The sequence below is a fragment of the Nonomuraea guangzhouensis genome (assembly GCF_019396345.1).
GTDB classification, from domain to species: domain Bacteria; phylum Actinomycetota; class Actinomycetes; order Streptosporangiales; family Streptosporangiaceae; genus Nonomuraea; species Nonomuraea guangzhouensis.
Genome location: NZ_JAHKRM010000010.1, coordinates 86886 through 109009, shown reverse-complemented (window position 1 = coordinate 109009; position 22124 = coordinate 86886). Strand labels below are relative to the sequence as shown.

General features: G+C 70.0%; 21 protein-coding genes. 14 read left to right on the top strand and 7 right to left on the bottom strand.

Annotated features, from left to right (window positions below):
- Positions 1–37: 37 nt before the first annotated feature.
- Positions 38–634 carry a DUF3000 domain-containing protein gene (locus KME78_RS21800; RefSeq protein WP_219530972.1) on the bottom strand — a complete coding sequence of 199 codons (597 nt, stop codon included), beginning with the start codon at positions 632–634 and terminating at the stop codon, positions 38–40.
- A 652-nt stretch (positions 635–1286) separates the two neighbouring features.
- Here KME78_RS21800 and hemE point away from each other — a divergent pair.
- Positions 1287–2237: a uroporphyrinogen decarboxylase gene (gene hemE / locus KME78_RS21795; protein WP_246651609.1), complete on the top strand. Its 951-nt coding sequence runs from the start codon at positions 1287–1289 to the stop codon at positions 2235–2237.
- Here the strand turns inward: hemE and KME78_RS21790 are convergent.
- Positions 2225–3175: a DUF4349 domain-containing protein gene (locus tag KME78_RS21790; protein ID WP_219530970.1), complete on the bottom strand. Its 951-nt coding sequence runs from the start codon at positions 3173–3175 to the stop codon at positions 2225–2227. The two genes, hemE and KME78_RS21790, sit on opposite strands and share 13 nt — an antisense overlap.
- Positions 3176–3312: 137 nt before the next feature.
- On the opposite strand from KME78_RS21790, the gene hemG reads away from it, so the two are divergent.
- The 4 genes from hemG (at position 3313) to KME78_RS21770 (ending at position 7727) form a co-directional block, all read left to right on the top strand.
- Positions 3313–4707, top strand: coding sequence for a protoporphyrinogen oxidase (hemG, locus tag KME78_RS21785; protein WP_308127064.1), 1395 nt, complete (start codon positions 3313–3315; stop codon positions 4705–4707).
- Positions 4700–5401: a hydrogen peroxide-dependent heme synthase gene (hemQ, locus tag KME78_RS21780; RefSeq protein WP_219530968.1), complete on the top strand. Its 702-nt coding sequence runs from the start codon at positions 4700–4702 to the stop codon at positions 5399–5401. Before hemG ends, hemQ begins: the two co-directional genes overlap by 8 nt.
- 104 nt (positions 5402–5505) lie before the next feature.
- Entirely contained in the window at positions 5506–6543 is a 1038-nt protein-coding gene (locus KME78_RS21775; protein WP_219530967.1) for a hypothetical protein, read from the top strand.
- A gap of 359 nt (positions 6544–6902) precedes the next feature.
- Positions 6903–7727 (top strand): patatin-like phospholipase family protein, encoded by an 825-nt coding sequence (locus KME78_RS21770; protein ID WP_308127063.1) that lies wholly within the window; start codon positions 6903–6905, stop codon positions 7725–7727.
- Between the two features lie 226 nt (positions 7728–7953).
- Here KME78_RS21770 and msrB read toward each other — a convergent pair whose 3' ends face one another.
- The gene (gene msrB, locus KME78_RS21765; protein WP_219530966.1) at positions 7954–8355 is read right to left on the bottom strand and encodes a peptide-methionine (R)-S-oxide reductase MsrB; all 402 of its coding nucleotides are present in this window, start codon (positions 8353–8355) and stop codon (positions 7954–7956) included.
- Between the two features lie 621 nt (positions 8356–8976).
- Between msrB and KME78_RS21760 the strand changes: the two genes are divergently transcribed.
- Together KME78_RS21760 and ligD are read left to right on the top strand one after the other, a co-directional pair.
- Positions 8977–9369 carry a hypothetical protein gene (locus KME78_RS21760; protein WP_219530965.1) on the top strand — a complete coding sequence of 131 codons (393 nt, stop codon included), beginning with the start codon at positions 8977–8979 and terminating at the stop codon, positions 9367–9369.
- A gap of 321 nt (positions 9370–9690) precedes the next feature.
- Positions 9691–10689 carry a non-homologous end-joining DNA ligase gene (gene ligD / locus KME78_RS21755; RefSeq protein ID WP_219530964.1) on the top strand — a complete coding sequence of 333 codons (999 nt, stop codon included), beginning with the start codon at positions 9691–9693 and terminating at the stop codon, positions 10687–10689.
- Here the strand turns inward: ligD and KME78_RS21750 are convergent.
- Positions 10686–11297, bottom strand: a complete 612-nt coding sequence (locus KME78_RS21750) for a TetR/AcrR family transcriptional regulator (RefSeq protein WP_308127062.1) — start codon at positions 11295–11297, stop codon at positions 10686–10688. The two genes, ligD and KME78_RS21750, sit on opposite strands and share 4 nt — an antisense overlap.
- Positions 11298–11415: 118 nt before the next feature.
- On the opposite strand from KME78_RS21750, the gene KME78_RS21745 reads away from it, so the two are divergent.
- The 3 genes from KME78_RS21745 (at position 11416) to KME78_RS21735 (ending at position 13425) form a co-directional block, all read left to right on the top strand.
- Positions 11416–12033 carry a VC0807 family protein gene (locus KME78_RS21745; protein ID WP_219530963.1) on the top strand — a complete coding sequence of 206 codons (618 nt, stop codon included), beginning with the start codon at positions 11416–11418 and terminating at the stop codon, positions 12031–12033.
- A 159-nt stretch (positions 12034–12192) separates the two neighbouring features.
- Positions 12193–12690 carry a hypothetical protein gene (locus KME78_RS21740; RefSeq protein ID WP_219530962.1) on the top strand — a complete coding sequence of 166 codons (498 nt, stop codon included), beginning with the start codon at positions 12193–12195 and terminating at the stop codon, positions 12688–12690.
- Positions 12691–12711: 21 nt separating this feature from the next.
- Positions 12712–13425 carry a class F sortase gene (locus tag KME78_RS21735; protein WP_219530961.1) on the top strand — a complete coding sequence of 238 codons (714 nt, stop codon included), beginning with the start codon at positions 12712–12714 and terminating at the stop codon, positions 13423–13425.
- Positions 13426–13440: 15 nt separating this feature from the next.
- On the opposite strand, the gene KME78_RS21730 is transcribed toward KME78_RS21735, so the two are convergent.
- A complete protein-coding gene (locus KME78_RS21730) occupies positions 13441–15528 on the bottom strand; it encodes an acyl-CoA dehydrogenase family protein (RefSeq protein WP_219530960.1) in 2088 nt (695 codons plus the stop codon).
- Positions 15529–15768: 240 nt separating this feature from the next.
- Between KME78_RS21730 and KME78_RS21725 the strand changes: the two genes are divergently transcribed.
- Positions 15769–16449, top strand: a complete 681-nt coding sequence (locus KME78_RS21725; protein WP_219530959.1) for an alpha/beta fold hydrolase — start codon at positions 15769–15771, stop codon at positions 16447–16449.
- Positions 16450–16504: 55 nt separating this feature from the next.
- Here the strand turns inward: KME78_RS21725 and KME78_RS21720 are convergent, their stop codons facing one another.
- Positions 16505–17074, bottom strand: coding sequence for an ArsR/SmtB family transcription factor (locus KME78_RS21720; protein ID WP_219530958.1), 570 nt, complete (start codon positions 17072–17074; stop codon positions 16505–16507).
- Between the two features lie 136 nt (positions 17075–17210).
- Between KME78_RS21720 and KME78_RS21715 the strand changes: the two genes are divergently transcribed.
- Positions 17211–19502, top strand: a complete 2292-nt coding sequence (locus KME78_RS21715; RefSeq protein WP_219530957.1) for a M20/M25/M40 family metallo-hydrolase — start codon at positions 17211–17213, stop codon at positions 19500–19502.
- Here the strand turns inward: KME78_RS21715 and KME78_RS21710 are convergent.
- A complete protein-coding gene (locus KME78_RS21710; protein ID WP_219530956.1) occupies positions 19490–20242 on the bottom strand; it encodes a CPBP family intramembrane glutamic endopeptidase in 753 nt (250 codons plus the stop codon). The two genes, KME78_RS21715 and KME78_RS21710, sit on opposite strands and share 13 nt — an antisense overlap.
- A gap of 127 nt (positions 20243–20369) precedes the next feature.
- Here KME78_RS21710 and KME78_RS21705 point away from each other — a divergent pair, with 127 nt between their 5' ends.
- On the top strand, positions 20370–21485 hold the full coding sequence (locus tag KME78_RS21705) for a sensor histidine kinase (RefSeq protein WP_246651603.1): 1116 nt from the start codon (positions 20370–20372) through the stop codon (positions 21483–21485).
- Positions 21482–22117, top strand: a complete 636-nt coding sequence (locus tag KME78_RS21700) for a response regulator (RefSeq protein WP_219530954.1) — start codon at positions 21482–21484, stop codon at positions 22115–22117. The genes KME78_RS21705 and KME78_RS21700 overlap by 4 nt, the downstream gene beginning before the upstream one ends.
- The last annotated feature ends 7 nt before the right edge of the window (positions 22118–22124 follow it).

The following is a 22124-nucleotide window of genomic DNA, read 5'->3' as shown; positions in this document are numbered from 1 at the left end:
CGACCTCATGACCCTTGTGCGGTATTGACTGGTGCCCTCACTTCGTACGGTCACTCTCCGGATCTTCACGTCGGCGCGGCATGGCGGCCACGTCGGGAGGGAGCGGTGGGATCCCGGCCGCCAGGCACATGAGATCGCACCAGGCAGCCACATGGCCGGAGAGATCCTCATGCGCGGGCGACCAGGACGCCCTCAGCTCTAGCTCGGTGGTGACCGGATCTTCGGCCTTGTTGCCGAACCCCTCGGACACGGCTCTAGTCACGGTACCGCCAGCGGCGGAGTAGTCGGCCTGATGGGCCTCCAGCGCCTCGGTGAGCCAGCTCCAGGCGACGGGGCCGAGCAGGGGGTCGGAGGTGATCTCCGGCTCCATGTCGGCCCTGACGTAGGCGACCAGCCGGAACGGACCCTCCCAGCCGCGCTGGCCGTCGGGGTCGAAGAGCAGGATCAGCCTGCCGACCGCGAGTTCGTCGTCCTCGCGGTAGACCGAGGCGCCGATCGCGGCCGCGAAGGGGGCCAGCCGCTGGGGCGCGGGCAGGTCTTCGAGCTCGATCTCCGGCCGGACCTCGGCCTGACGCAGGCTTTCGACCGCGCGCCTGAAAGAGGCGGGGGCCGGCGGCTGCTCACCGAGGGTCATAGCCGAAGCGTAGGTCGAAGACGGGCGGAAGGGGACCACGGGGGTGCTCATAGTTCGCGATCAAACCGATGCCATAGCTAGCTGACGGACCGGCAGAGTGATGCCGCCGAGGATGATCGCGTGGCCGCAGTCGAGGCAGGCCCACTCCGGACAGTCGCCCGGCTCGTGCCCATCGGGACACGGAGGCTGCTCGAACAGCCGCTCGCCGGCGCAGGGAGCGCAGTGCTCACTGCGGTGTCCTGGGGAACCCCACAACGCGGTCATCGCACCGGAGCCTTTCTTCGGGTCGTCGCTCCGACGTTGGCACGGCACGCTGACAATTCGCCGCAACGCGCTCGGCGTGTCCCGAAAGTGGATGCTGAATCGATGCCGCGCGGTGGCTTGGCCAACTTTTGGTCCAGACGAGACCGGCTTTCTGGTCACCCATGGGGTACGGACGACCCGTGTGTGCCGCCGATGCCGAGCCGACCGGTAAACATCCATCTAGCTATCTGATCATGATTTGGCCCATTCAATGCATGCTTTTCCGACACCTCGCACCGGTGGCCGGACCGGCGCGAGGTCATGGCACCCTTGGAGGGTGAATCTCGCCGACTCAGCGTTCCTGCGCGCCTGCCGCCGCCAGCCCGTTCCGCACACCCCGGTCTGGTACATGCGGATGGCGGGGCGCTCGCTGCCCGAATACCTGAAGGTCCGCGAGGGCGTGCCGATGCTCACCGCGTGCGCGACGCCCGACCTCATCGTCGAGATCACCCTGCAACCCGTCCGCCGCTACGGCGTCGACGCGGCCATCTTCTTCAGCGACATCGTCGTGCCGCTCAAGGCCATCGGCGTCGACCTCGACATCAAGCCGGGAGTCGGCCCGGTCATAGCCGATCCGATCCGCGACGCCGCCGGGATCGAGGCGCTGCGCCCGCTGGAGCCCGGCGACATGCCCTACGTGACCGAGGCGATCGAGGCGCTGACCGGCGAGCTGGGCGCCACGCCGCTGATCGGCTTCACGGGCGCGCCGTTCACGCTCGGCGCGTACCTCATCGAGGGCGGCCCGTCCAGGAACCACGACCGCACCAAGGCCATGATGTACGGCGACCCCAAGCTGTGGCACGCGCTGATGGACCGACTCAGCACCATCGTCCTGGAGCACCTGCGCATCCAGGTCCGGGCCGGGGCGTCGGCCGTCCAGCTGTTCGACTCGTGGGTGGGCGCGGTGGCCCCCGACGACTACCGCGAGTTCGTGCTGCCCCACACGCGCCGCATCTTCGACGGGCTGGCCGACCTCGACGTGCCGCGCATCCACTTCGGCGTGGGCACCGGCGAGCTGCTGAGCCTGTTCGGCGAGGCCGGGGCCGACGTGGTGGGCGTCGACTGGCGGGTGCCGCTCGACGAGGCCGCCCGCCGGGTGGGGCCCGGCAAGGCGCTGCAGGGCAACCTCGACCCCGCGCTGCTCCTGGCCCCGTGGGAGGTCGTCGAGCGCAAGGCCCGCGAGGTGCTGCGCCGTGGCGAGGCGGCCGAGGGCCACGTCTTCAACCTCGGCCACGGCGTGCTGCCCTCGACCGACCCCGACCAGCTCAAGCGGCTGACCGATTTGGTTCACGAAGCCTGAGTCTGAGTCTCCGCCGGGGCCGGGCGCGAAGGGCGGCGGCGCCGTACGAGGAAGACCATCAGGGCGGTCAGGGGCACGACCACGATCAGCCACGGCAGTACCACGCCGACGACCGTCAACGCGACCTTCACGAACCCGACCAGCGCCGCCCAGCCCGACTTCAGGCCGCCGAGGAAGCCGGCCGGCTCCTCCGACGGCTCCTCCACGACCGCGACGGGGCCGACCAGCCGGAGCGTGAGCGTGGCCATGCCGACCTGGGTGGCGAGCTCCTTCTGCTGGGACTGCAGTGACTCCAGGTCGGCCTCGCGGTCGGAGATCTCCCGCTCGACCTGCAACACCTGGCCGATCGTGTCGGCCTTCTTCAGCAGCGTACGCAGCGATTCGAGGGCCTGCTGGGCCGACTTCAGCCGGCTGTTGACGTCGGCCACCTGCAGTGTGACGTCCTGGGTGCCCTGCTGGACCGACAGCTGCTTGCCGAGGTTCTTGCCCAGCGTGGTGAGCACCTCGCCGTAGCGGGCGGGCGGGATCTTGAACTCCAGCAGGGCGCTGGCCTCGCTGCCCTCGGCCGAGTTCGACTCCTCCTTCGACAGGTAGCCGCCGGCGGTGGTGACGATCTGCTTGGCCTGGAGCGCCGCCCCCGTGACCTCCTTGGCCCGTACGGTCATGCTCGCGGTGTAGATGACCTGGCGGTCCTGCTGGGTGACCTTGACGTTCGAGGCGATGTTCTCGGCGGATTTGGCGGCCGGCTGCTTCTGCGGGGTGGACGCGCTGTCCTGGGCGGCGTACGCCTCCCTGCTCTCGCCGGACGCCGCGTCGGGTGCCGACGCCGGGGCTATGGCCTTGCCGGATTGGAGGGTCGCCTCGCCACCACCACAGCCGGACAGGACCAGGACCGCACAGGCGGCCGATAACGCTACGCCGTACCGGATTCTCTCCATGAACATAAGACGGGTGGCGCCTCGGGCGGGTTTGACGGCGAGCGTCACGGTCCGGTCACGCGCGTCCTCGCCCCCGAAACGCAGGTCGCGCCCATAAAGCGGTAGCGTCAGGAGGCGTGGTAGGGAAACAGGCGCACGTGGTTGTCATCGGGGGCGGGATCTCTGGGCTGGCCGCCGCGTGGCACCTCAAGCAGGGCGCGGGCGAGCGCGTGAAGGTGACCGTGCTGGAAGGCAGCCCGCGCATCGGCGGCAAGCTGCTCGTCTCCGAGGTCGCGGGCGTCGACGTCGATGCCGGCGCGGAGGCCATGCTGGCCAGGCGGCCCGAGGGCAAGGAGCTGGCCAAGGCCGTCGGGCTCGGCGACGACCTGGTGGACCCAGGCGTCACCCGCGCCGCCATCTACACCCGGGGCGCGCTGCGGCCGATGCCCAAGGGGCAGGTCATGGGAGTGCCCGCCGACCTGATGGAGCTGGCGAAGTCCGGCATCGTGTCGCCCGGCGGGCTGGCGCGCGTGCCGCTCGACCAGATCCTGCCCCCCACCCTGGTACGCACCGACGTCTCCGTAGCCTCCTACATCCGGGCCAGGATGGGCGGCGAGGTGCTCGACCGGCTGGTCGAGCCGCTGCTCGGCGGTGTCTACGCGGGCCGGGCCGACCGGCTGTCGCTGGAGGCCACGATGCCGGGGATCGCCGCCGCCGCGCGCTCCGAGCGTTCGCTGCTCACGGCGACCAGGCAGATCGTGGAGGAGACGCCCCGGGACGCGGGACCGGTCTTCACCTCGCTCAGGACCGGGCTCGGCAGCCTGCCGGAAGCGGTCGCCAAGGCGTCGGGCGCCGACGTCAGGACCGGCGTCACCGTACGCGAACTGCACCGCACCGAACACGGCTGGCGGCTCGTGACCGGCCCCGTGCCGAGACCCGAGATCATCGAGGCGGACGCGGTGATCGTCGCCACGCCGGGCGCCCCCGCCGCCAGGCTGCTGCGGGCCGAGGTGCCCAAGGCGGCGAGCGAGCTGGAGCGGATCGACTACGCCAGCATGGCCATCGTCACCCTGGCCTATCCCGTCGACGCCTTCCCCTCGCCGCCGACGAGCAGCGGCTATCTCGTACCGCCGGTCGAGGGGCGGCCGGTCAAGGCGGTCACGTTCAGCTCGGTCAAGTGGCCGCACCTGGCGGGCGACCTGGTGCTGGTGCGCTGCTCCATCGGCCGGATCGGCGAGGAACAGGTGCTCCAGCGCGACGACCCCGAGCTCGTCTCCCTGGCCACGGCCGAGATGGGCGGCGTCATGGGCGTACGCGGGCTGCCGGTCGACACCCGGGTGTCGCGCTGGGGAGGGGGGCTGCCGCAGTACAACGTCGGCCACCTCGACCGGGTGGCCCGCATCCGCGCGGCGGTCGCCGTGCAACCCGGGCTGGCGGTCTGCGGGGCGGCCTACGACGGGCTCGGCATCCCCGCGTGCGTCTCCACCGCGCGTACGGCCGCGGCCCGGATTCTGGACCACCTCTCGCCGGAAGGACAATGGACGCATGACTGAGGGCGCACCGCGGCCGAAGGCCCGCGATCTGAACCAGGTGATCCGCTACACGATGTGGTCCGTTTTCAAGGCGACCGATCCGTGTCCCGACAACCGCGAGAGCATGACCGGCGAGGTCGTCGACCTGCTGGAGGAGGCGGCGCTGAAGGACGTCGTCACCCGTGGTCTCTACGACGTGGCGGGGTTCCGGGCCGACGCCGACTACATGTTCTGGTGGCACGCGCCGACGGCCGAGGACCTGCAGGACGTCTACTCCCGCTTCCGCCGCACCGCGCTCGGCCGCCACAGCGCGCCGGTCTGGTCGGCGATGGCGCTGCACCGGCCGGCCGAGTTCAACAAGTCACACATTCCGGCCTTCCTTGCCGAGGAGGAGCCGCGTGGCTACGTGAGCGTCTACCCGTTCGTCCGTTCGCTGGAGTGGTACCTGCTCGACGACGCCGAGCGGCGGGCGATGCTGGCCGAGCACGGTCACATGGCGCGTGACTATCCGGACGTCCGGGCCAACACGGTGTCGTGCTTCGCGCTGAACGACTACGAGTGGATGCTGGCGTTCGAGGCCGACGAGCTGCACCGGATCGTCGACCTGATGCGTCATCTGCGGGGGGCCAAGGCGCGCGAGCACACGCGTATCGAGGTGCCCTTCTACACCGGCGTGCGCAAGCCCGTCCAGGAGCTCGTCGCGGCGCTTCCGTAGCCACAATCGTCACTGCCGCCCCAAGTTGGGGATCCAACTGAATTGATCTACCGCCTCTTGTCACAATCATGGGAATTCCCTTGCCTGTGCGGTGCTGAGCGAGGGTGTCACGTTCCAAGGGGGCGGGCGGAGTGCGGCGGTCGGACGGGCACGGCTCTGGGCGACACGCGGCGGAACGGTCCAGCACGCCGCCGCCGGGCCGCCGCACACTCTTCGACCCTCCGGAGCGGCGTGCGGCGGGCCGTCTCTCCGAACCCCCCGAGCGGCGTGTGGCCGGCCGTCTCTCCGAACCTCCTGAGCAGCGTGCGGCGGCCGTCTCCCCGTACGGGCCGTCGCCGAGGTCCCGGCGGGCTGGGCGGCGGCGCCGTCCCCAGGCCCGGCGTCCGTGGGCCGTGGGGCTGTCCGCGGGGGTGGTGGTGCTGGCGGGCACGGCCCTGTGGCTGCTCGGCACGGACGGTACGCCGGCGCCCCGATCGGACGCGAGCCGGAATGTCTTCGAGGACGCGCGCCCGTCCGGAGGTACGGATTCCAGCACCGACAACGGCTCGGCCGGGAACGGCGGTTCAGGGGAGCCGGACCTCGCGCGGGGCGGCACGACCCGCATCCCGATGAGCGTCGTCCCGTCGCCGGCGAGCACCCCTCGCTCCGGAGGAGCCCCGCCATCGGGCGGCTCGAAGAACGGCACTCCGACCGGCGCCCCGACCGGCGCCACGCCGGGGTCGGTCACCGGAGCCGAACCCCAGGCTGAAGCGCCCCTGGACGCCGGGGCCGTAGACCCATCGACGGGAGACGACCCGTCCGACTACAAGGCCGACGGGCCCTCGACGCACACCGACCAGGAGGCGGCCGAGTACTTCCGTACGCACTGGCCCCCGGACGACAAGGCGGCCAAACGCCTCAAGGACATCCGCAGCGTGGGCGGATATCTCCGCATATACACCGACCTCCCGGAGTCGGCCGGCAACTCCAGCCAAGCCATCACCCTGTGCGAACGCGGCCTGCAGTACCTCAGGGAGAGCGGTGAGCCGAACCCGATCGTCTTCGTCCAGGCCAAGTTCGGTGAGAACGGCAACCCGGTCCTGGCCAACATCCTCGGCTCCACCGACAAGACCTGCCGCGTCACCCACCCCGAACCCGACTAGCCGCATTCTTTCCGCACGTACCGCTTCGTCCCCCGCACCGCGCCCGATCGCCGCTCCCACTCCCGCTCTCCGGAATGTCCTGAGCGGTCCCGCTCTCCGGAAGGACCCCAGCGCTCCACTCCCCAGTAGGTCCTCAGCCGAAGTGCGGCGGGCCGGTAGGACCTGAGCGGTCCCGTTCACCGGAAGGACCCCAGCGTTCCCACTCCCCAGAAGGACCTCAGCCGAAGTGCGGCGAGGAGGGCGGAAGATGGGGACGTAGTGAATACGGGACCACCGTCCGCACCAGGGAAGACGACCGGCTCCCGGCTGGTTCAGGTTGGTGTGATCGACATTCTTGGTAGCGGGCGAGGGGGCCTTTGGTGAGCGAGATCAAGCGGGCACTGGTGATGGGCGGCGGCGGGGTCGCCGGGATCGCGTGGACCACCGGCGTGCTGGCCGCCCTGGCCGCCGGCGGAGTGGACGTGGCCGGCTCCGCCGACAAGATTATCGGCACCTCGGCGGGATCCACCGTCGCCGCGCAGGTCACCAGCGGCCTGTCGCTCCCCGAACTCCTCGAACGCCAGACCAACCCCGCCCTCCAGGCCCCCGAGCTCCAGAGCGGCGTACCCATGGACCAGCTGTGGGCGACCCTCCAGCAGATCTACGAGAGCACGGGCGACCCGGCCGAGCAGCGGCGCAGGGTCGGTGCGATGGCTCTGGCCACGGACACCGTCAGCGAAGCCGAACGCCGCAAGGTGATCGAGGCGCGCCTGCCCGCGCACAACTGGCCCGACCGCGACCTCGTCATCGTGGCCGTGGAGGCGGTCACGGGCGAGCCCGCCCTGTTCCGGCCCGGCTCGGGCGTGGCGCTGGTCGACGCGGTCGCGGCGAGTTGCGCGGTCCCGGGCGTCTGGCCACCGGTGACGATCGACGGCGTGCGTTACATCGACGGCGGCATACGCTCGATGGCCAACGCCGACCTCGCCTCCGGCTACGACCGGATTCTCATCCTGGCACCGATGCCCGAACTTCTTCCCGGCTTCGAGGCGGTGGGCGGCCGGATCGAGGTGATCGAGCCCGACGAGGCGTCAGTGGCGGCGGTCGGCGCCGACCCGCTCGACCCCGAGGTGCGTGGGGTCAGCGCCGAGGCGGGATACGCCCAGGGCACCGCGCTCGTCGACCGGGTCGCCGCGCTGTGGACGTGACCAAGACGTTCTCCTGAGCCAGAACCAGGCAGGCAGCTTCGACCGGGCGCTCGTCGGGAGCGCCCGGTCAGCGCACTCGGGTGCGGGTCTTGAAGCACACTTCGCACCGCTGGGTGACGACGCGGCCGATGGCCTCGATCGTGAGCCAGCGGTGGCGAAGATGAACAAGGTTCACGGCCGTGTTCTTACCCGCCCCGCACAGCCGATACGCGGTGTCGCCGGTTGTTCACGCGCTGGGTTCGAGCCGCAAGGACACGGAGTTGATGCAGTAACGGTCGTCCGTCGGCGTCGCGTACCCCTCGCCGTGGAAGACATGGCCCAGGTGGGAGTCGCAGCGCGCGCACCGCACCTCGGTCCGCACCATGCCGTGGCTGGAGTCCTCGATCAGCCGGACCGCGTCCGAATCCGACGGCTGGAAGAAGCTCGGCCACCCGCAGTGCGACTCGAACTTCGTGTCCGACCTGAACAGCTCAGCCCCGCACGCCCGGCAGGAGTAGACGCCCTCGGTCTTCGTGTCGACGTACTCGCCGGTGAACGGGCGCTCCGTGCCCGCCTCCCTGAGCACGTGGAACTCATCGGGAGAGAGCTGGATCCGCCACTCGGCATCGCTCTTGACCACCTTTTCCATGCTTCCAGCGTACGAGATACGGCAAAAAGAGATCTCCGTCGGGTGAAGCATCCCTTCTGGGACTAATTCGCGTCTTTGACGACAAGGGGGTGTCGTCACCTCCTGCCCAGAGGTGAGATCACTCGCCGGATCGCCTGGGTGGCACAGCCCACGCCCGTGCTGGCGCCGCCGACGATCCGACAATCGGCCGGGTGGCGCGCCAGCGCCCGGAACGGTGCTGAGTGATCTTTAGGTCCGTCCCGTCGAGCCCCCGGTCCCGCCACCGCGGCGGCTCCGGGCCGGGCCGCCTCACAGCTAAATTCACAATCTTTGTTTTTCTTTACGGCAAGCCCGGTGGGCCCCACCCGCCATACGGGGCTGGGGCCTGTCCAGGGGCACGCTCCTCCGGTGGAGGTGGCTGGGCGACGTGACGTGACGGCACGACCATCCGCGTGGCATGGCTGAGACGAGCGACTGCGCACATGGCGCTCGGCCCCCGTCTCCCAAGAGCCCGCCGATCGGCTTCATGTGCTTTGCCGGGTCCAGTCGTGTGCCCTTCACCATGGCAACCACATGAGAGGCAAGACAACGGCGACGAGCGAAGTCGTGCTCGATGTCGACAGCCTGCGCTAGCGCTTCGGCATGACCGACGTCCTGCATTCCGGCATGTTCCTCGTTTCCGGCCTCGCGATCAGTGGCCTGAAGAGCGGCCTGGGATTGCTCCCGATCCTCGGCCTGATCGCGATCTCCGGCATCTTCTACCCGCTCACGGTGCTGCCGGAGTGGGTGCGGTGGAGCGCCCAGGCCTTCCCGATCTACCGAGATGCGGGCCAGTGCTCCCGCCTTCAGGCGGGATGGTGTAGGCCCGCGCGTGAGTGCCATCTGGGCGCGAGCGTGCAGTTACCGGAACTGCTTGCGATGTCTCAATCACGTACGGTAATGTTTCCGTGGTCGAACTGGCAAGCGATAACCAAGCTGGCCGTGAGATCACTTCCTGGATTCATCGGTATAACGAGGCCGCCGGACGGGCGGTGACAGGACGTGGAGACTTGCCGGTAGGCGGGTCAGTGAAGCGTCAAGCATCCCGTTCCACAGCTCGTGCTGCTCATGCGGCATGGACTGCTGCGTAAGCAGCACGGGAATCCTCATCTCTTCAGGACGAGGAGCGCGTCAATGGCTCGGCCTCGGCATGCGCTCGGCCCTGCTGTCCGGCAGTAAAGCATGCGCACGTCACGGCATCCGACCACCTCCACCGGAGGAGCGTGTCCCTGGACAGACCTCCGCTCTGTGCGGCGGGTGGGGCCCACTGGGCCTGCCGTACAAGATAGAAAAAGAATGAGCGGGTAAGTTGGGCGCATGGCGTCGCCGTTTGTTGAGATTGAGGTGGGGGAGCGGACCGTAAAGGTCACAAATCCCGACAAGGTGTACTTCCCGGAGATCGGGGCGACCAAGCGCGAGCTGGTCGAGTACTACGTGAGCGTCGGCGACGGCGCCCTGCGTGCGCTGAAGGATCGGCCGACCAACCTGAAACGCCACCCCGACGGGGTGCACAGTCCGGCGATCTACCAGAAGCGGATGCCGCCCAAGCATCCCGACTGGCTCCAGACCGTGACCGTCACCTTCCCCAGCGGGCGCAAGGCCGACTCGCTGCGCGTCACCGAGGTGGCCGCCATCGCCTACTGCGCGAACCTCGGCACCATCGACTTCCACCCCTGGCAGGTGCGCGCCGCCGACACCGAACACCCCGACGAGCTCCGCATCGACCTCGATCCGCAGCCCGGCCTGGAGTTCGACGCCGCGCGCAAGGCCGCGTTCCTGACCCGCGAGGTGCTGGACGAGCTGGGCATGACCGGGTTCGTGAAGACCTCGGGCAACCGCGGCGTGCACATCGCCGTGCGGATCGAGCCGCGCTGGGACTTCGTCCAGGTACGGCACGCGGGCATCGCCCTGGCCAGAGCCGTCGAGGCGCGGGACCCCGGCCTGGTCACGACCGCCTGGTGGAAGGAGGAACGCGGCGAACGGGTCTTCATCGACTTCAACCAGAACGCCCGCGACCGCACCGTGGCCAGTGCCTACTCGGTCAGGGCGAGGCCGGACGCCACCGTCTCCACCCCGCTCACCTGGGACGAGCTGGCGGACGCCGACCCGCGCGACTTCGACATCCGCACCGTCCCGGCCCGCTTCGCCAAGCTGGGCGACGTCCACGCCACCATCGACGACCAGGCGTACTCGCTCGACACCCTGCTCGAATGGTTCGACGGTGACGAACGCGGCGACATGCCCTATCCCCCCAACTATCCGAAGATGCCCGGCGAGCCCAAGCGCGTGCAGCCCAGCAAGGCCAGGGACAGCTAAGAGAGCCGCACCATCGGCAGGAACACCTGGTCGACGATCTCAATGAGGGTCTCGTCCGAGATCTCCGCGGCCTGGTAGATCAGGTATTCCTGGCGCAGCATGACCACGGGCACGGACGCGACGCGCGGCCTCAGCGCCTCGGGGCGGGCCTCGCCGCGCGCGACCGCCCGGCCCAGGATGGTCATCATGAGGTTCGGCTCCTGGGCGAACTCCTCGCGCAGGTGCCGCCTGAGCTCAGGGTGGGCGTGGATCTCGGACATCACGCCACGCAGGATCTCGCCGCCGGCCGGTGATCCCATGCGGCCCACCGCTCCGCGCAGTAGCAGCAGGACGTCGGATCGCAGGTCGCCCGTGTCCGGCAGGGCCGCCGGCTCCCTGACGAACTCGTGGTACGCGGCGAGCGCCAGCGCGGCGCGGTTGGGCCAGCGGCGGTAGATCGCGGTCTTGTTGGTGCCGGCGCGCTGCGCCACCCGGTCGATGGTCAACCGCGCGTAGCCGCCGTCGGCCAGCTCGTCGAGGGTCGCCTGCAGCAGCGCCCGCTCCAGCTCGGCTCCTCGACGCCGGGACCGCTTGTCGCCTGCGGCCTCCTTCGCTGGTGGCACCGTCACGGCTACTCCTTCTGATTACGGTCCGGTTGGTCCCTTATTGCATCCTAGGGCATGCTCTTGTAAGGTCCTCTCCGTCCCTTAATAGGGGACTCAAGTTGCATCCTCCAGGGAGCCACTCATGAACAAATCCACCCTGCTCAAGACCCTCCTCCCGGATGTGGCGCTGCCCATCGCGGTGTACTACGCCTGCCGCGGGTTCGGCGTGGACGAGCAGGTCGCCCTCCTGCTGGGGGCGGCCGCCGCCCTCGTCCGGGTCCTGCTCGTGGCGGCCGTACGGCGCCGGTTCAACGGCCTGGCCGCCCTGGTCTGCGGCGGGTTCGCGATCGGGCTGCTGCTGGCGTTCCTCACCGGCGACCCGCGGTTCGTCCTGGCCAAGGAGTCGATCCTGTCGGGCTTGCTCGGCCTTCTCCTGCTCGGCTCCTGCCTGGTCGGCCGCCCGCTCATGTACGCCCTCATGCGTCGCCTGACCGCCGACGATCCCCAGAAGCCGGCCGAATGGGATCGGCTCTGGGGCTCCGCGCCTGAGTTCCGGCGGCTGTTCCGCACCCTGACCCTCGTCTGGGGTGTGGGGCTGCTCGCCGAGGCGGTCATCCGGATCCCGCTCATCTATCGCCTGCCGCTCGACGTGATGACGGGCCTGTCCACGGTGCTGCAACTGGCCACGTTCGCGCTCCTGATCGGCTGGTCCCTGCTGTATCGGCAGCGGCGGATGGCCAGGGCCGCCCAGTTGCGGTAACTGCCTGTGGGTCATTTCCGTGCGTTTTTAGCCCGGAGAAAACGCTGAGTAAGTGACTGATTTCACTTCGGTCACATTACTTGACTCATGGTCTAATAATTCGCGAGGCTCTCTTTCTATCTCGGGACGTGACAACCGATTCGGAGCCTTGTTATGGCAATGGCAAGAGCACGACGTCTCGCAGCCGCCGGAGCCTTGGCGGCCTTCGTGGCCGGTGGCGTGAGCATGGTGGCGGGCATCGGAACCGCTTCGGCCGCCACACGGGACGAACCGAACACCGCGGCCACCTGTCTGCTGCCCATCCTGCCGTGCGACGTCCAGCCGTCGCTCGGGGTGCCTGACCTGCCCATTCCCAACCCGCTCGACAGCTGGTCGAGTGCGCCCGAGCCGGACGACTCGTGGTCGCCACCACCTGGCGAGCCGGAGCACTCCAAGGAGCCCGACCGGGGGTGGAAGCCGGTCGACGAGGACGAGCACCGGATGCCGCAGGGCCATCCCGAAACGGGCGCGGGCGGACTGGTGCCCGAGCCGCCGGTGTGGCCGTTCGCCGCGGGCGGCGTCGCGTTGCTCGCCGGGGCCGGCCTGACCGGGTTCGCCGTACGGCGCGGCAAGGGCGAGGAGGACGCGGCGAGGATGGCGCAGGCCGGTCGGCGGTGACGAGGGCGCGGAGCGGGCGGTGTGGGCGATGGCGTGGGTGACGGTCCGGTGAGCCGGGCGGCCGGGGCGAAGCTGATCTGGGCCGGGGCGGGAGCGGTCTCGCTGGCCGGGGTGCTGCTGATCGGGTTCGGGATCAACGGCATGCTCGGCGACGGCGAGCCCGAGTCCGAGTCCGCGCCCGTGGCGGCCGCCGGGCCCCAGGCGCTCAAGGCCACCAGGCTGCCGTCGCTGGACGTGCCGCTCGACAAGGTCGCCAAGCCGATGAAGGCCGCGCGGCCCACCGCCGTCTACATCCCCTCGATCGGCGTGTCGGCGCCGCTGATCGAGCTCGGGCTCGACGCCGCCGGGGCGATCCAGAACCCGCCCTTCGACCCGCCGAACCTGGCGGGCTGGTACCGCTACGGCGCCGTCCCCGGCGGGCGCGGCGCCGCCGTGATCACCGGTCACCTCGACACGAAGAGCGGCCCGGCCGTGTTCGCGAGCCTCAAGAACGTCAAACGCGGCGAACAGGTGCAGGTGCTGCGGGCCGACCGGTCGGTGGCGGTGTTCGTGGTGGACCGGGTCGAGCACACGCCGAAGAAGAGCTTCCCCGCCAAGAAGGTGTACGGGAAGATCAACTACCCGGGGCTCCGGCTGGTGACCTGCGGGGGGACCTTCGACCGGCAGGCGCACAGCTACCGCGACAACACCATCGTGTTCGCCCACCTGGCGGCGCCGTACTATCCGAAAACCTAAGGGCTATCCGAAACGCTAGGGATCGCGGGGGAGGCCGAGGGCGCGTTCGGCGATGATGTTCAGCTGGACCTCGGCGGTGCCGCCGCCGATGGTGAACGCCCTGGTGGTCAGGATCGTCCGTGACCAGCGGGCGCTCGACGGGTCGAGCGACCAGCAGAACTCGGAGATGGCCTGCGCGTGGCGCATGCCGAGGAGTTTGCGCACGCTGGGAGCCGTTCCCGGGTCGGCGCCCGAGAGCTGGGAGAGCGTCACGCGCAGGCCGAGCGCCGAGATGGCCTGGCCCTCGGCCCAGAGGTGGCCCGCCTGTTCCCGCTGGGACTGCCGGAGGCCGGGCAGTTCGCCGACGAGTTCGATCATGTCGGTGTGCTGGGAGCCGGGGCCCCAGGAGTCGCCGAGCGCGACCCGTTCGTGCGACAGCGTGTCGCGGGCCACCCGCCAGCCGCCGTCGACCTCGCCGACCACCAGGTCATCGGGTACGAAGACGTCATCCAGGAACACCTCGTTGAAGATCTCCTCGCCGTTGATCTCCTTGAGCGGCCTGACGGTGATCCCCGGCGTGGCCATGTCCACCAGGAAATAGGTGATGCCCTCATGCTTGGATTTTTCGGGAGATGTCCGCGCCAGACATATCCCGAAATGTGCGTACTGGGCGAGAGAAGTCCAGATTTTCTGGCCGGTCAGGGACCAGCCGCCCTCCACCCGCGTCGCCTTCGTCGACAGGCCCGCCAGGTCGGAGCCCGCGCCCGGCTCGCTGAAGAGCTGGCACCACACGATCTCGCCGGCGAACGTTCTGGGCAGGAAGCGTTCCGCCTGCTCGGGGGTGCCGTACTTGAGGATGGACGGCACGGCCCAGGCCGCGATGCCGAGGTTCGGGCGGTGGAGGTCGCGGAACTCCTGATGGATGATCACCTGCTCCAGCGGTGACGCCGCCCGACCCCACGGCTTCTGGAGGAAAGGCATGATCCACCCCTCCCGGGCGAACCTCCCCAGCCGGGCTCCCCGCTCCATCGCCCGCAGGGACGCCGCCTCAGCCCGGATCGCGTCTCGTACGTTCGCCGCCTCCTCGGGCAGATCGGGTTCCAGGCGCCGCCGCACCCCCGCCACGGCCAGTTCGGCCACCTTCTCGGCCCACACGCCCGGATCGCCGGCCAGCATCCTGTCGGACAGGGCCCTGCGGTAGTAGCGGTGGGCGTCGTGCTCGTAGGTGTAACCGATGCCGCCGAGAACCTGGATCGCGTCGGCGGCACACCGTACGGCCGCATCGGGCCCGAGCACCGCCGCCACCCCGGCCGTCAGCCGCGCCTCATCACCGACCATCCACGATCCAGCGGGACCCGCCTCGTCGAGGGCCCTGGCGGCGTCCCACACGGCGGCGCGTGCCTGCTCCAGCGCCACCAGCGCCGCCGCCACCCGATGCTTGACCCCCTGGAACTGCCCGATCGGCCGCCCGAACTGCTCCCGTACCTTGGCGTACTCGGCGGCCGTCGCCACGGCCCACGCCCCCACCCCGCACGAGTCCGCGCCCAGCAGCACGGCGGCCACCTCGCGCACCGGTACGACACCGAGCGGCCGCTGCCGCGTCCCGGCGAACCCCGCGATCGAGCACACGGCCCGGTCGAGATCCACGCCCGCGAACGGCTCGGCGGTGACGTCCTCCCGCTCGAACAACGACCACTCCCCGTCCCCGACGGGCAGCAGGAAGACATCGGCCTCGGCCGATCCCAGCGCGAGCAGCCTGTCGCCGCCGGTCGTACCGTGTGGGGCGAGCAGGGCGTCCCCGCCGGCCGTACCGTGCAGGGCGACCGTCGCGGTCAGCGACCCGTCGGCGAGACCGCTGAGCAGGTCCGACGTCCCCGAGGACCGCGCGAGCACCGCGGAGGCGAGCACGGTCGGCAGGTAGGTGCCGGGCACGCGCGACTCGCCGAGCACCTCCAGCGCCACGGCCAGCTCCAGCATCCCGTAGCCCTGCCCGCCGTACTCCTCGGGCAGGTGCAGCCCGAGCACGCCCTGCTCGGCCAGCGCCCGATGGCTCGGGTCCCGCCCGGCCTGCCCGCGTACGGAGGCGGCCAGCGCCCGGTGTTCCTCGGTCAGCCCGATCCCCATGCGACCGAATCTAGAACGTTATTCGGTAGATCTCCAGAGGTCAGACGGCTGGACGGAAGCACGCGTCACACCAGCGATCGGGCGAGGTTGGCGGCGAACAGGCATCAGTTGGCCTCCTATCGGTAGCCCGCCACACCTTGGTCTGGTGACACTGGCTCCAGGCGGCGCGGAGCGTCCGGCCGAACCACTGGCATCGAGGCAGCGTGCCTCAATGCCGCGGCTTGAGAGAAGGAGAAACGCATGGCGACGTTCGTCCTCGTGCCCGGCGCTTGGAAGGGCTCCTGGTCGTTTGAGGCGGTGGTTCCGCTGCTGGAGCGTGCCGGTCACACCGTTCACGCCCTGACCCTGACCGGTCTGCGGCCAGACGACGACAACGCGACGGTCGCGACCGCCAACCTCGACACGCACGCCGACGACGTATTGCGGCACCTCGATCGCAACCACATCACCAGTGCGACGCTGGTCGGCCACAGCTACGCCGGGATGGTGATCGCCGCCGCCGCCGACCGCGCTGACGGCCGGATCTCACGTCTGGTGCATCTCGACGCCTACGTACCGCGCGATGGCGAGTCGTGCTGGTCGTCCACGAACGAGCATTTCCGGGAAGTGTTCGCTGCCGGCGCCGCAGCCACCGGCTACGCCGTCCGACCGCCGGACGGCGGCGATCCCCGCCGCCGTCCCCACCCCCTCGCCTCGTTCTTGCAAACGATCCGGCTCACCGGCAAGCTCGCCCAGGTCCCCCGTCGGGAGTTCATCTACTGCTCGGGATGGGAAGACCGGACGCCGTTCGCTGAACTCCGCACCCGGCTTCAAACCGATCCCGGTTGGCAGGTCCACGACCTCCCGACCGGGCACGATGCAATGCATGAGGCCCCGGAGGCGGTCGCCGCGCTACTGCTCGACGAATCCGGCATCGGATAATTGCGACCAGGCCGACTCGCGCGGACGGCAGCGGCCGGGGGCCGGGGCCGGAGGGTCAGGACGACGGGTCCTCGGAGGCGGGCATCGTGAAGAATCTCAGGAACACCGGCCGCGCGCCGGGCGAGGCGTTGTCCGGCGCGCGGCTGAACCTGGACAGCAGCTCCATGTACGCCTCGAAGAACTCGTCGATTTCTTCCCGGGTCAGGTGGGTGAGCCCGCGGGACGCCTTCGCCCACTCGCCGTACCGCCGATGGTCTCTGAAGAAGCGCCGGGCGAGTTCCAGCTCCTCCTCGACCTTGAACTCGGTGATCTCGTCGAGGAGTTGCTGAGACTCTTCGTCCAGCTCATCCGCCGAGGGCCACCTCAGGTCGCGGCTGATCTGCCGCCACCAGCGCTCCCTTCCGTTCGAGCGCTCAGGGATGTCTTCGATGAATCCGTTCTGCTCAAGCTGGCGCAGGTGATAGCTGAGCGTCCCGGTGTTCTCGCCGAGCGCCCGGCTGAGCGTGGTGGACGTGGCCGGGCCGTGCATGCCGAGATGCTGCAGGATCCGCTGTCGCAGCGGATGGCCGAGCGCCTTGAGTGCACCTGGATCGCTGAGCTGCCTGATCGCCGGTCTGTTCGCCACGCTGCGAGCCTACAGCCCCTCGCCCCGGCATTGCAGAACTTTCGCTGCAGCATTTCTTCTGCAATACTCCGTCGCGATGCTCCCGATGCCACCACAAGGGGACATCTGGGACACAAGCCACGGGGAGTGAACGAGGATGACACCAGAGCACGCATCAGGACGGCGCTCACTCGCTGCCGGACTCATGGCCCTGTGCGCGCTCCTGCTGATCGCCATCGGCGCGATCAGGGACACCACCCCCACCGCGGTGAGCCCGGCCGGCGCCCCCGACCGGGAGTTCAGCGCGCAGCGGGCCTTCGCCCAGGTCGAGCGCTTCGCCGTCGAACCCCACCCCGTCGGCACGGCCGAGCACACCCGGGTCCGCGACTACCTGGTCGGCGAGTTGCGACGGCTGGGCCTGCGGCCCGAGGTGCAGGAGGCGGTGGGCGTCTCACCGATGGACGAGCAGGGCGACCCCGTCACCGCCGGGCGCGTCTTCAACATCGTCACCGTGATACCCGGGACCGCTCCCACCGGCCGGGTCTTCGTCACCGCTCACTACGACTCGGTTCCCGAGGGACCGGGCGCCAACGACGACGGGGCCGGTACGGCGAGCGCGATCGAGACGGCCAGGGCGCTGGTCGCGGACGGCACACGGTTGCGCAACGACGTCGTGTTCCTCATCACCGACGCCGAGGAGACCGGACTCCTGGGCTCGGCGGCGTTCGTCAAAGAACACCCGCTCGCGAAGGGGCGGAGCGTGGTGCTCAACAACGAGGCGCGCGGGGCCAAGGGGCCGGTGCTGATGTTCCGGAGCACGGAGTCGAACTCCGGCCTGATCTCCCTGTTCGGATCGGCGGCGCCCATGCCCGTGGCCGACTCCGTGTACGCCGAGCTGATGAAACTGCTCAACAACGACACCGACTTCACCGCCTTCGCACTCGGCGGGATGGCCGTGCTCGACTCCGCCTACGCCAATGCGGGCACCCTGTACCACAGCGTTCTCGACGACCCCGCGCACGTCGACCTCGCGGCACTGCAGCAGATGGGCGACAACACGCTGGCGCTCGTGCGCGCGTTCGGCGGCACCGACCTGGCACGGCTGACCACCGGGAACGACCTGGTCTACTTCAACCTCCCGCCCGGCCTGCTGGTCCGCTATCCGGCCTGGGCGGCCGGCCTGCTGGGCGCCGCCGCGCTGCTGGCGGCACTGGCACTGATCTTCCTGGCCCGCCGCCGGGGCATGGTCACCTTGCGGCGCACGCTCCTCGCCACCGCGCTCGCTCTGATCCCGATCGGACTCGGCGTGGGCGTCGGTGTCTTCTTCTGGGACCTGCTCAAGGTGATCCGGCCCGGACTCAGCGGAACCGCCACCACGACGCCGTATCGGCCGGAGCTGTTCTGGCTCGCCGTACTGATGCTCGCGGGCACGATCCTGCTCGCGTGGTACGCGCTGCTGCGCCGTCGCGTCGGCACCGCCGAACTGGCGCTGGGCATGCTGACCTGGGCGGCCCTGATCGCTCTCGGACTGGGCATCGTGTCGCCCGGAGCGTCGCACCTGGCCGCCTGGCCCGCGTTGGGGGCGGCGCTGGGCGGGCTGGCCGCACTCCGGTGCCCGCCGCGGTGGCGCGTCCTCGTCCTCGCCGCAGGTCTCGTGCCGGGCGCCCTGATCCTGCTGGCCAGCGCGTGGAACACCCTGCCGATGGGCCTGCAGTACGCGGGCTACGCCCCCATGCCCCTGGTGATCCTGTTCGGCGGCCTCCTGCTGCCGCTGATCGAGATGGTCTGGCCGGCCAGGCGTTCCCCGCTGATCCCGCTGACCGCGCTGGTCGTCTCGATCGCGCTGGTGGCGGCGGGCCTGCTGGTCGAGCCGATCGACAAGGAGCACCCGCGGCGAACCAGCCTGGCTTACGGCCTCGACGCCGACACCGGCAAGGCCGTCTGGCTGACCTCGAAGGCGCCCGACCAGTGGGCCCGCCGCTATGGGGGCGCCGACGCGACCGGTCGGCCACAGGCGGAGCTCTGGGGCGGCGGGTCCAAGCGCCTCAGCCCGGCGAAGGCCGCCGCGCTGCCGGCGCCCTCGCTGCGGGTGCTCGCGGACACGACCCGGCAGGGCATGCGGACCCTGCGCGTCCGGATCCGCTCCGAGCGCGGAGCGAACACGGTCGGCCTGCGGGTGGAGGGGGACACCTCGACGGTGCGTTCGCTGTCCGTCGAGGGCCGCTCGATAACGGCCGATCCGGCGGGATTCGTCTTCCACGCCCCGGGACCGGCGGGAGTCGAGGTGTCGCTGGCCGTAAAGGGTTCCGGCGGCAAGATCCGGCTGCGGGTCACCGATGTGAGCCCGAATCCTCGTGAGATGTCCGCGATTCCCGGCTTCATCACCCCACCGGATTGGCTGTTCCTCGGCGATGCCAGGATCTCCGTCACCAAGCTCTATGCCCTTTGACTCTTCTCACGGACCGCCGGGAAGCTGAGCACCGCACCGGCGGACAGGACGAGAGCGGCGGCCTGAAGGATGAGCTGCACCCCGTAGTCGATGCCCCGCGTGGGAAACAACTGGCTCAGGTACACCGCGTTGTGCACCCCCACCGACATCCACAACGCCCCCGTCCGCTCCCGAGCCGCCCCGCACAGCAGCCCGAGCGCGGTGGCCATCACGACATAGAGCAGCTTCTCCGCGATCCCCGAGGCGGGGCTCTGCGACAGGATGTGGATCGAGCCGAAGGACAGCGTGGTGACCGCCAGGACGGCGCGCGGGCTGAGCCGGTCGGACAGCGTGTCGTACAGATGCCCGCGGAACAGCAGCTCCTCCGGGAATGAGGCTTTCAGCGCGATCACGACGATGGCGAGCGGGAGCATGAGAGGCGGGACGTCCGCGGGCGGCAGCCACGTCGCCACGCCCACCCAGACGGAGACGGCGTTGGCCCCGAGCAGGGCGGCCAGGCCCACCACCATGCCGAGCACCACCTGGGGCAGGGCCCACCAGGTCAAGGTGACGCGGAGGCCGGACCACGGGCGGTGGCTCACGAAGCGCCGGTAGGCGTAGACGAGCAGGAGCACCAGCACCGTGATGAACGGCGCCACCGCCTGGGAGCCGCCGAACAGGACGTTGCCGATCGCCATGACTCCGAACGTGGCCGCGAACAGCATCGCGATCGTGACCAGGACAGCACCTAGGATTCGCATGGCGGCACGCTAGGGCTCACCGGTTGGCGCGCACATCGAGCGCGGGATAGATCCGGACATGACCGAAGTACCGTGTCGCTGGGGGGATGCCCCGGAGGTCGGCATCCGCGTAGGGTCCGCAGATGTGATGCTTCGCGACCCGGACCGGCCTGTTCTGCTCTCGGTGGTGTTCTGGGTGTTGTTCGCGACGCTCCTGGTCGCCGGTGTCGGCACCACCGGCGAATGGCCGCGCCTCGCACTCTTCTCCGGCATGCTGGCGCTGGTGGGGGCGCTGTGGCTGATCATGCCGTGGAGCCCCGCCGCGAGCACGTTGCGCAAGTTGGCCGCGCCGGCGCTGCTGGTGACGGCCACGTTCATCGGCCAGGTCCTGGGCGGATGGCATATCGCGCTGATGTTCGCCGCGATAGTGAACCTCGCCTTCGTGTACGCCATGCGCACCGCCATTGTGATCACAGTGATCTACCTGCTCTTCGTGGGCGTGCCCCTCCCGCTGGTGTTCGACGTGAGCTGGCTCCAACTGCTCAATCAGTTGGTACCGGTGACGCTGCTCGCCGTTTCCTCCCTGGCCATGACCTCCGCCCTGCTCGAAGCCAGGCGGCAGCGTGAGGCGGCGCAGCGCCTGATCGAGCGGATCAGGGAGCTGGCGGTGGCCGAGGAACGCGCCCGGATGGCCAGGGACATGCACGACTCGATCGGGCACCAGCTCACCGTGATCAAGGTGAACCTGGAGAACGCCGAGCGCTACCGTGAACGGCATCCGGACCTGATCTGGGAGGAAGTGCGCCAGGCCAAGGAGATGACCGTCCGGGCGCTGGCCGAGGCGCGGCGGTGGGTGCGCGCGCTGCGTCCCCTCGCCCTGGACGGCCAGGTCGGCAGCACCGCGCTCGGCCGGCTGGCCCGCTCCTTCGAGGGCGCCGGGGTCGAGGTCAGCTTCACCGTCGACGGGATCGAACGCCGCATCGACCCCGACTCCGAGCTGGTCCTCTACCGCGTGCTCCAGGAGGGGTTCACCAACGCGCTGCGGCACGCCGAGGCCCGCCAGGTGCGCGCCCGCCTGGATTTCGGCGAGGATCGGGTGGTGCTGGTGATCGGTGATGACGGTAAGGGCACGGTGGACACGGCCGGGTTCGGCCTGTCCTCGCTGGCCGAGCGGGTGCGGGCCATCGGCGGCAGCTTCCGGGCGGCCAACGCGCGGGACGGCGGGTTCGAGCTGCGGGCCGAGGTGCCGGTGGCCCGGCCATGATCCGCGTGCTCCTCGTGGACGACCAGGCACTCATGCGCCGCGGACTGCGCAAGCTGCTGGAGATCGAGGACGGGATCGAGGTGGCGGGCGAGGCCGCCGACGGCTGGGAGGCGCTGGCCGCCGTGCCGCGCTGCGCGCCCGACGTGGTGCTCGTCGACGCCAGGATGCCGCGGATGGACGGGGTCGAGCTGACCGCCCGGCTCGCCGCCGAGCACCCGCGCGTCGCCGCGCTGGTGCTCAGCACCTTCGAGGAGGACGCCTACATCTTCGGCGCGCTGCGTGCCGGAGCCCGCGGGTACCTGCTGAAGGACTGCTCTCCCGAGGAGCTGATCGACGGGATCCGCAAGGCGTACGAGGGCGAGACCGTGCTCGATGGGCCGGTGGCCGCCCGGCTCGTGGCCGAGCTGCGCGGGTGGCCGCGCGGCCCGGTGAGCTCCTTTCGCGGTCAGGAGCTGCTGTCGAGCCGGGAGCTCGAGGTGGCCGGGATGATCGCGGTGGGCGCGACGAACCGGGAGATAGCTGCCCGGCTGTTCATCACCGAGGGCACGGTGAAGAACCACGTGTCGAGCATGCTGCGCAAACTCGGACTACGCGACCGCACCCAGCTCGCCCTGCACCTGTCCGGCTCGTGAGCGGAAC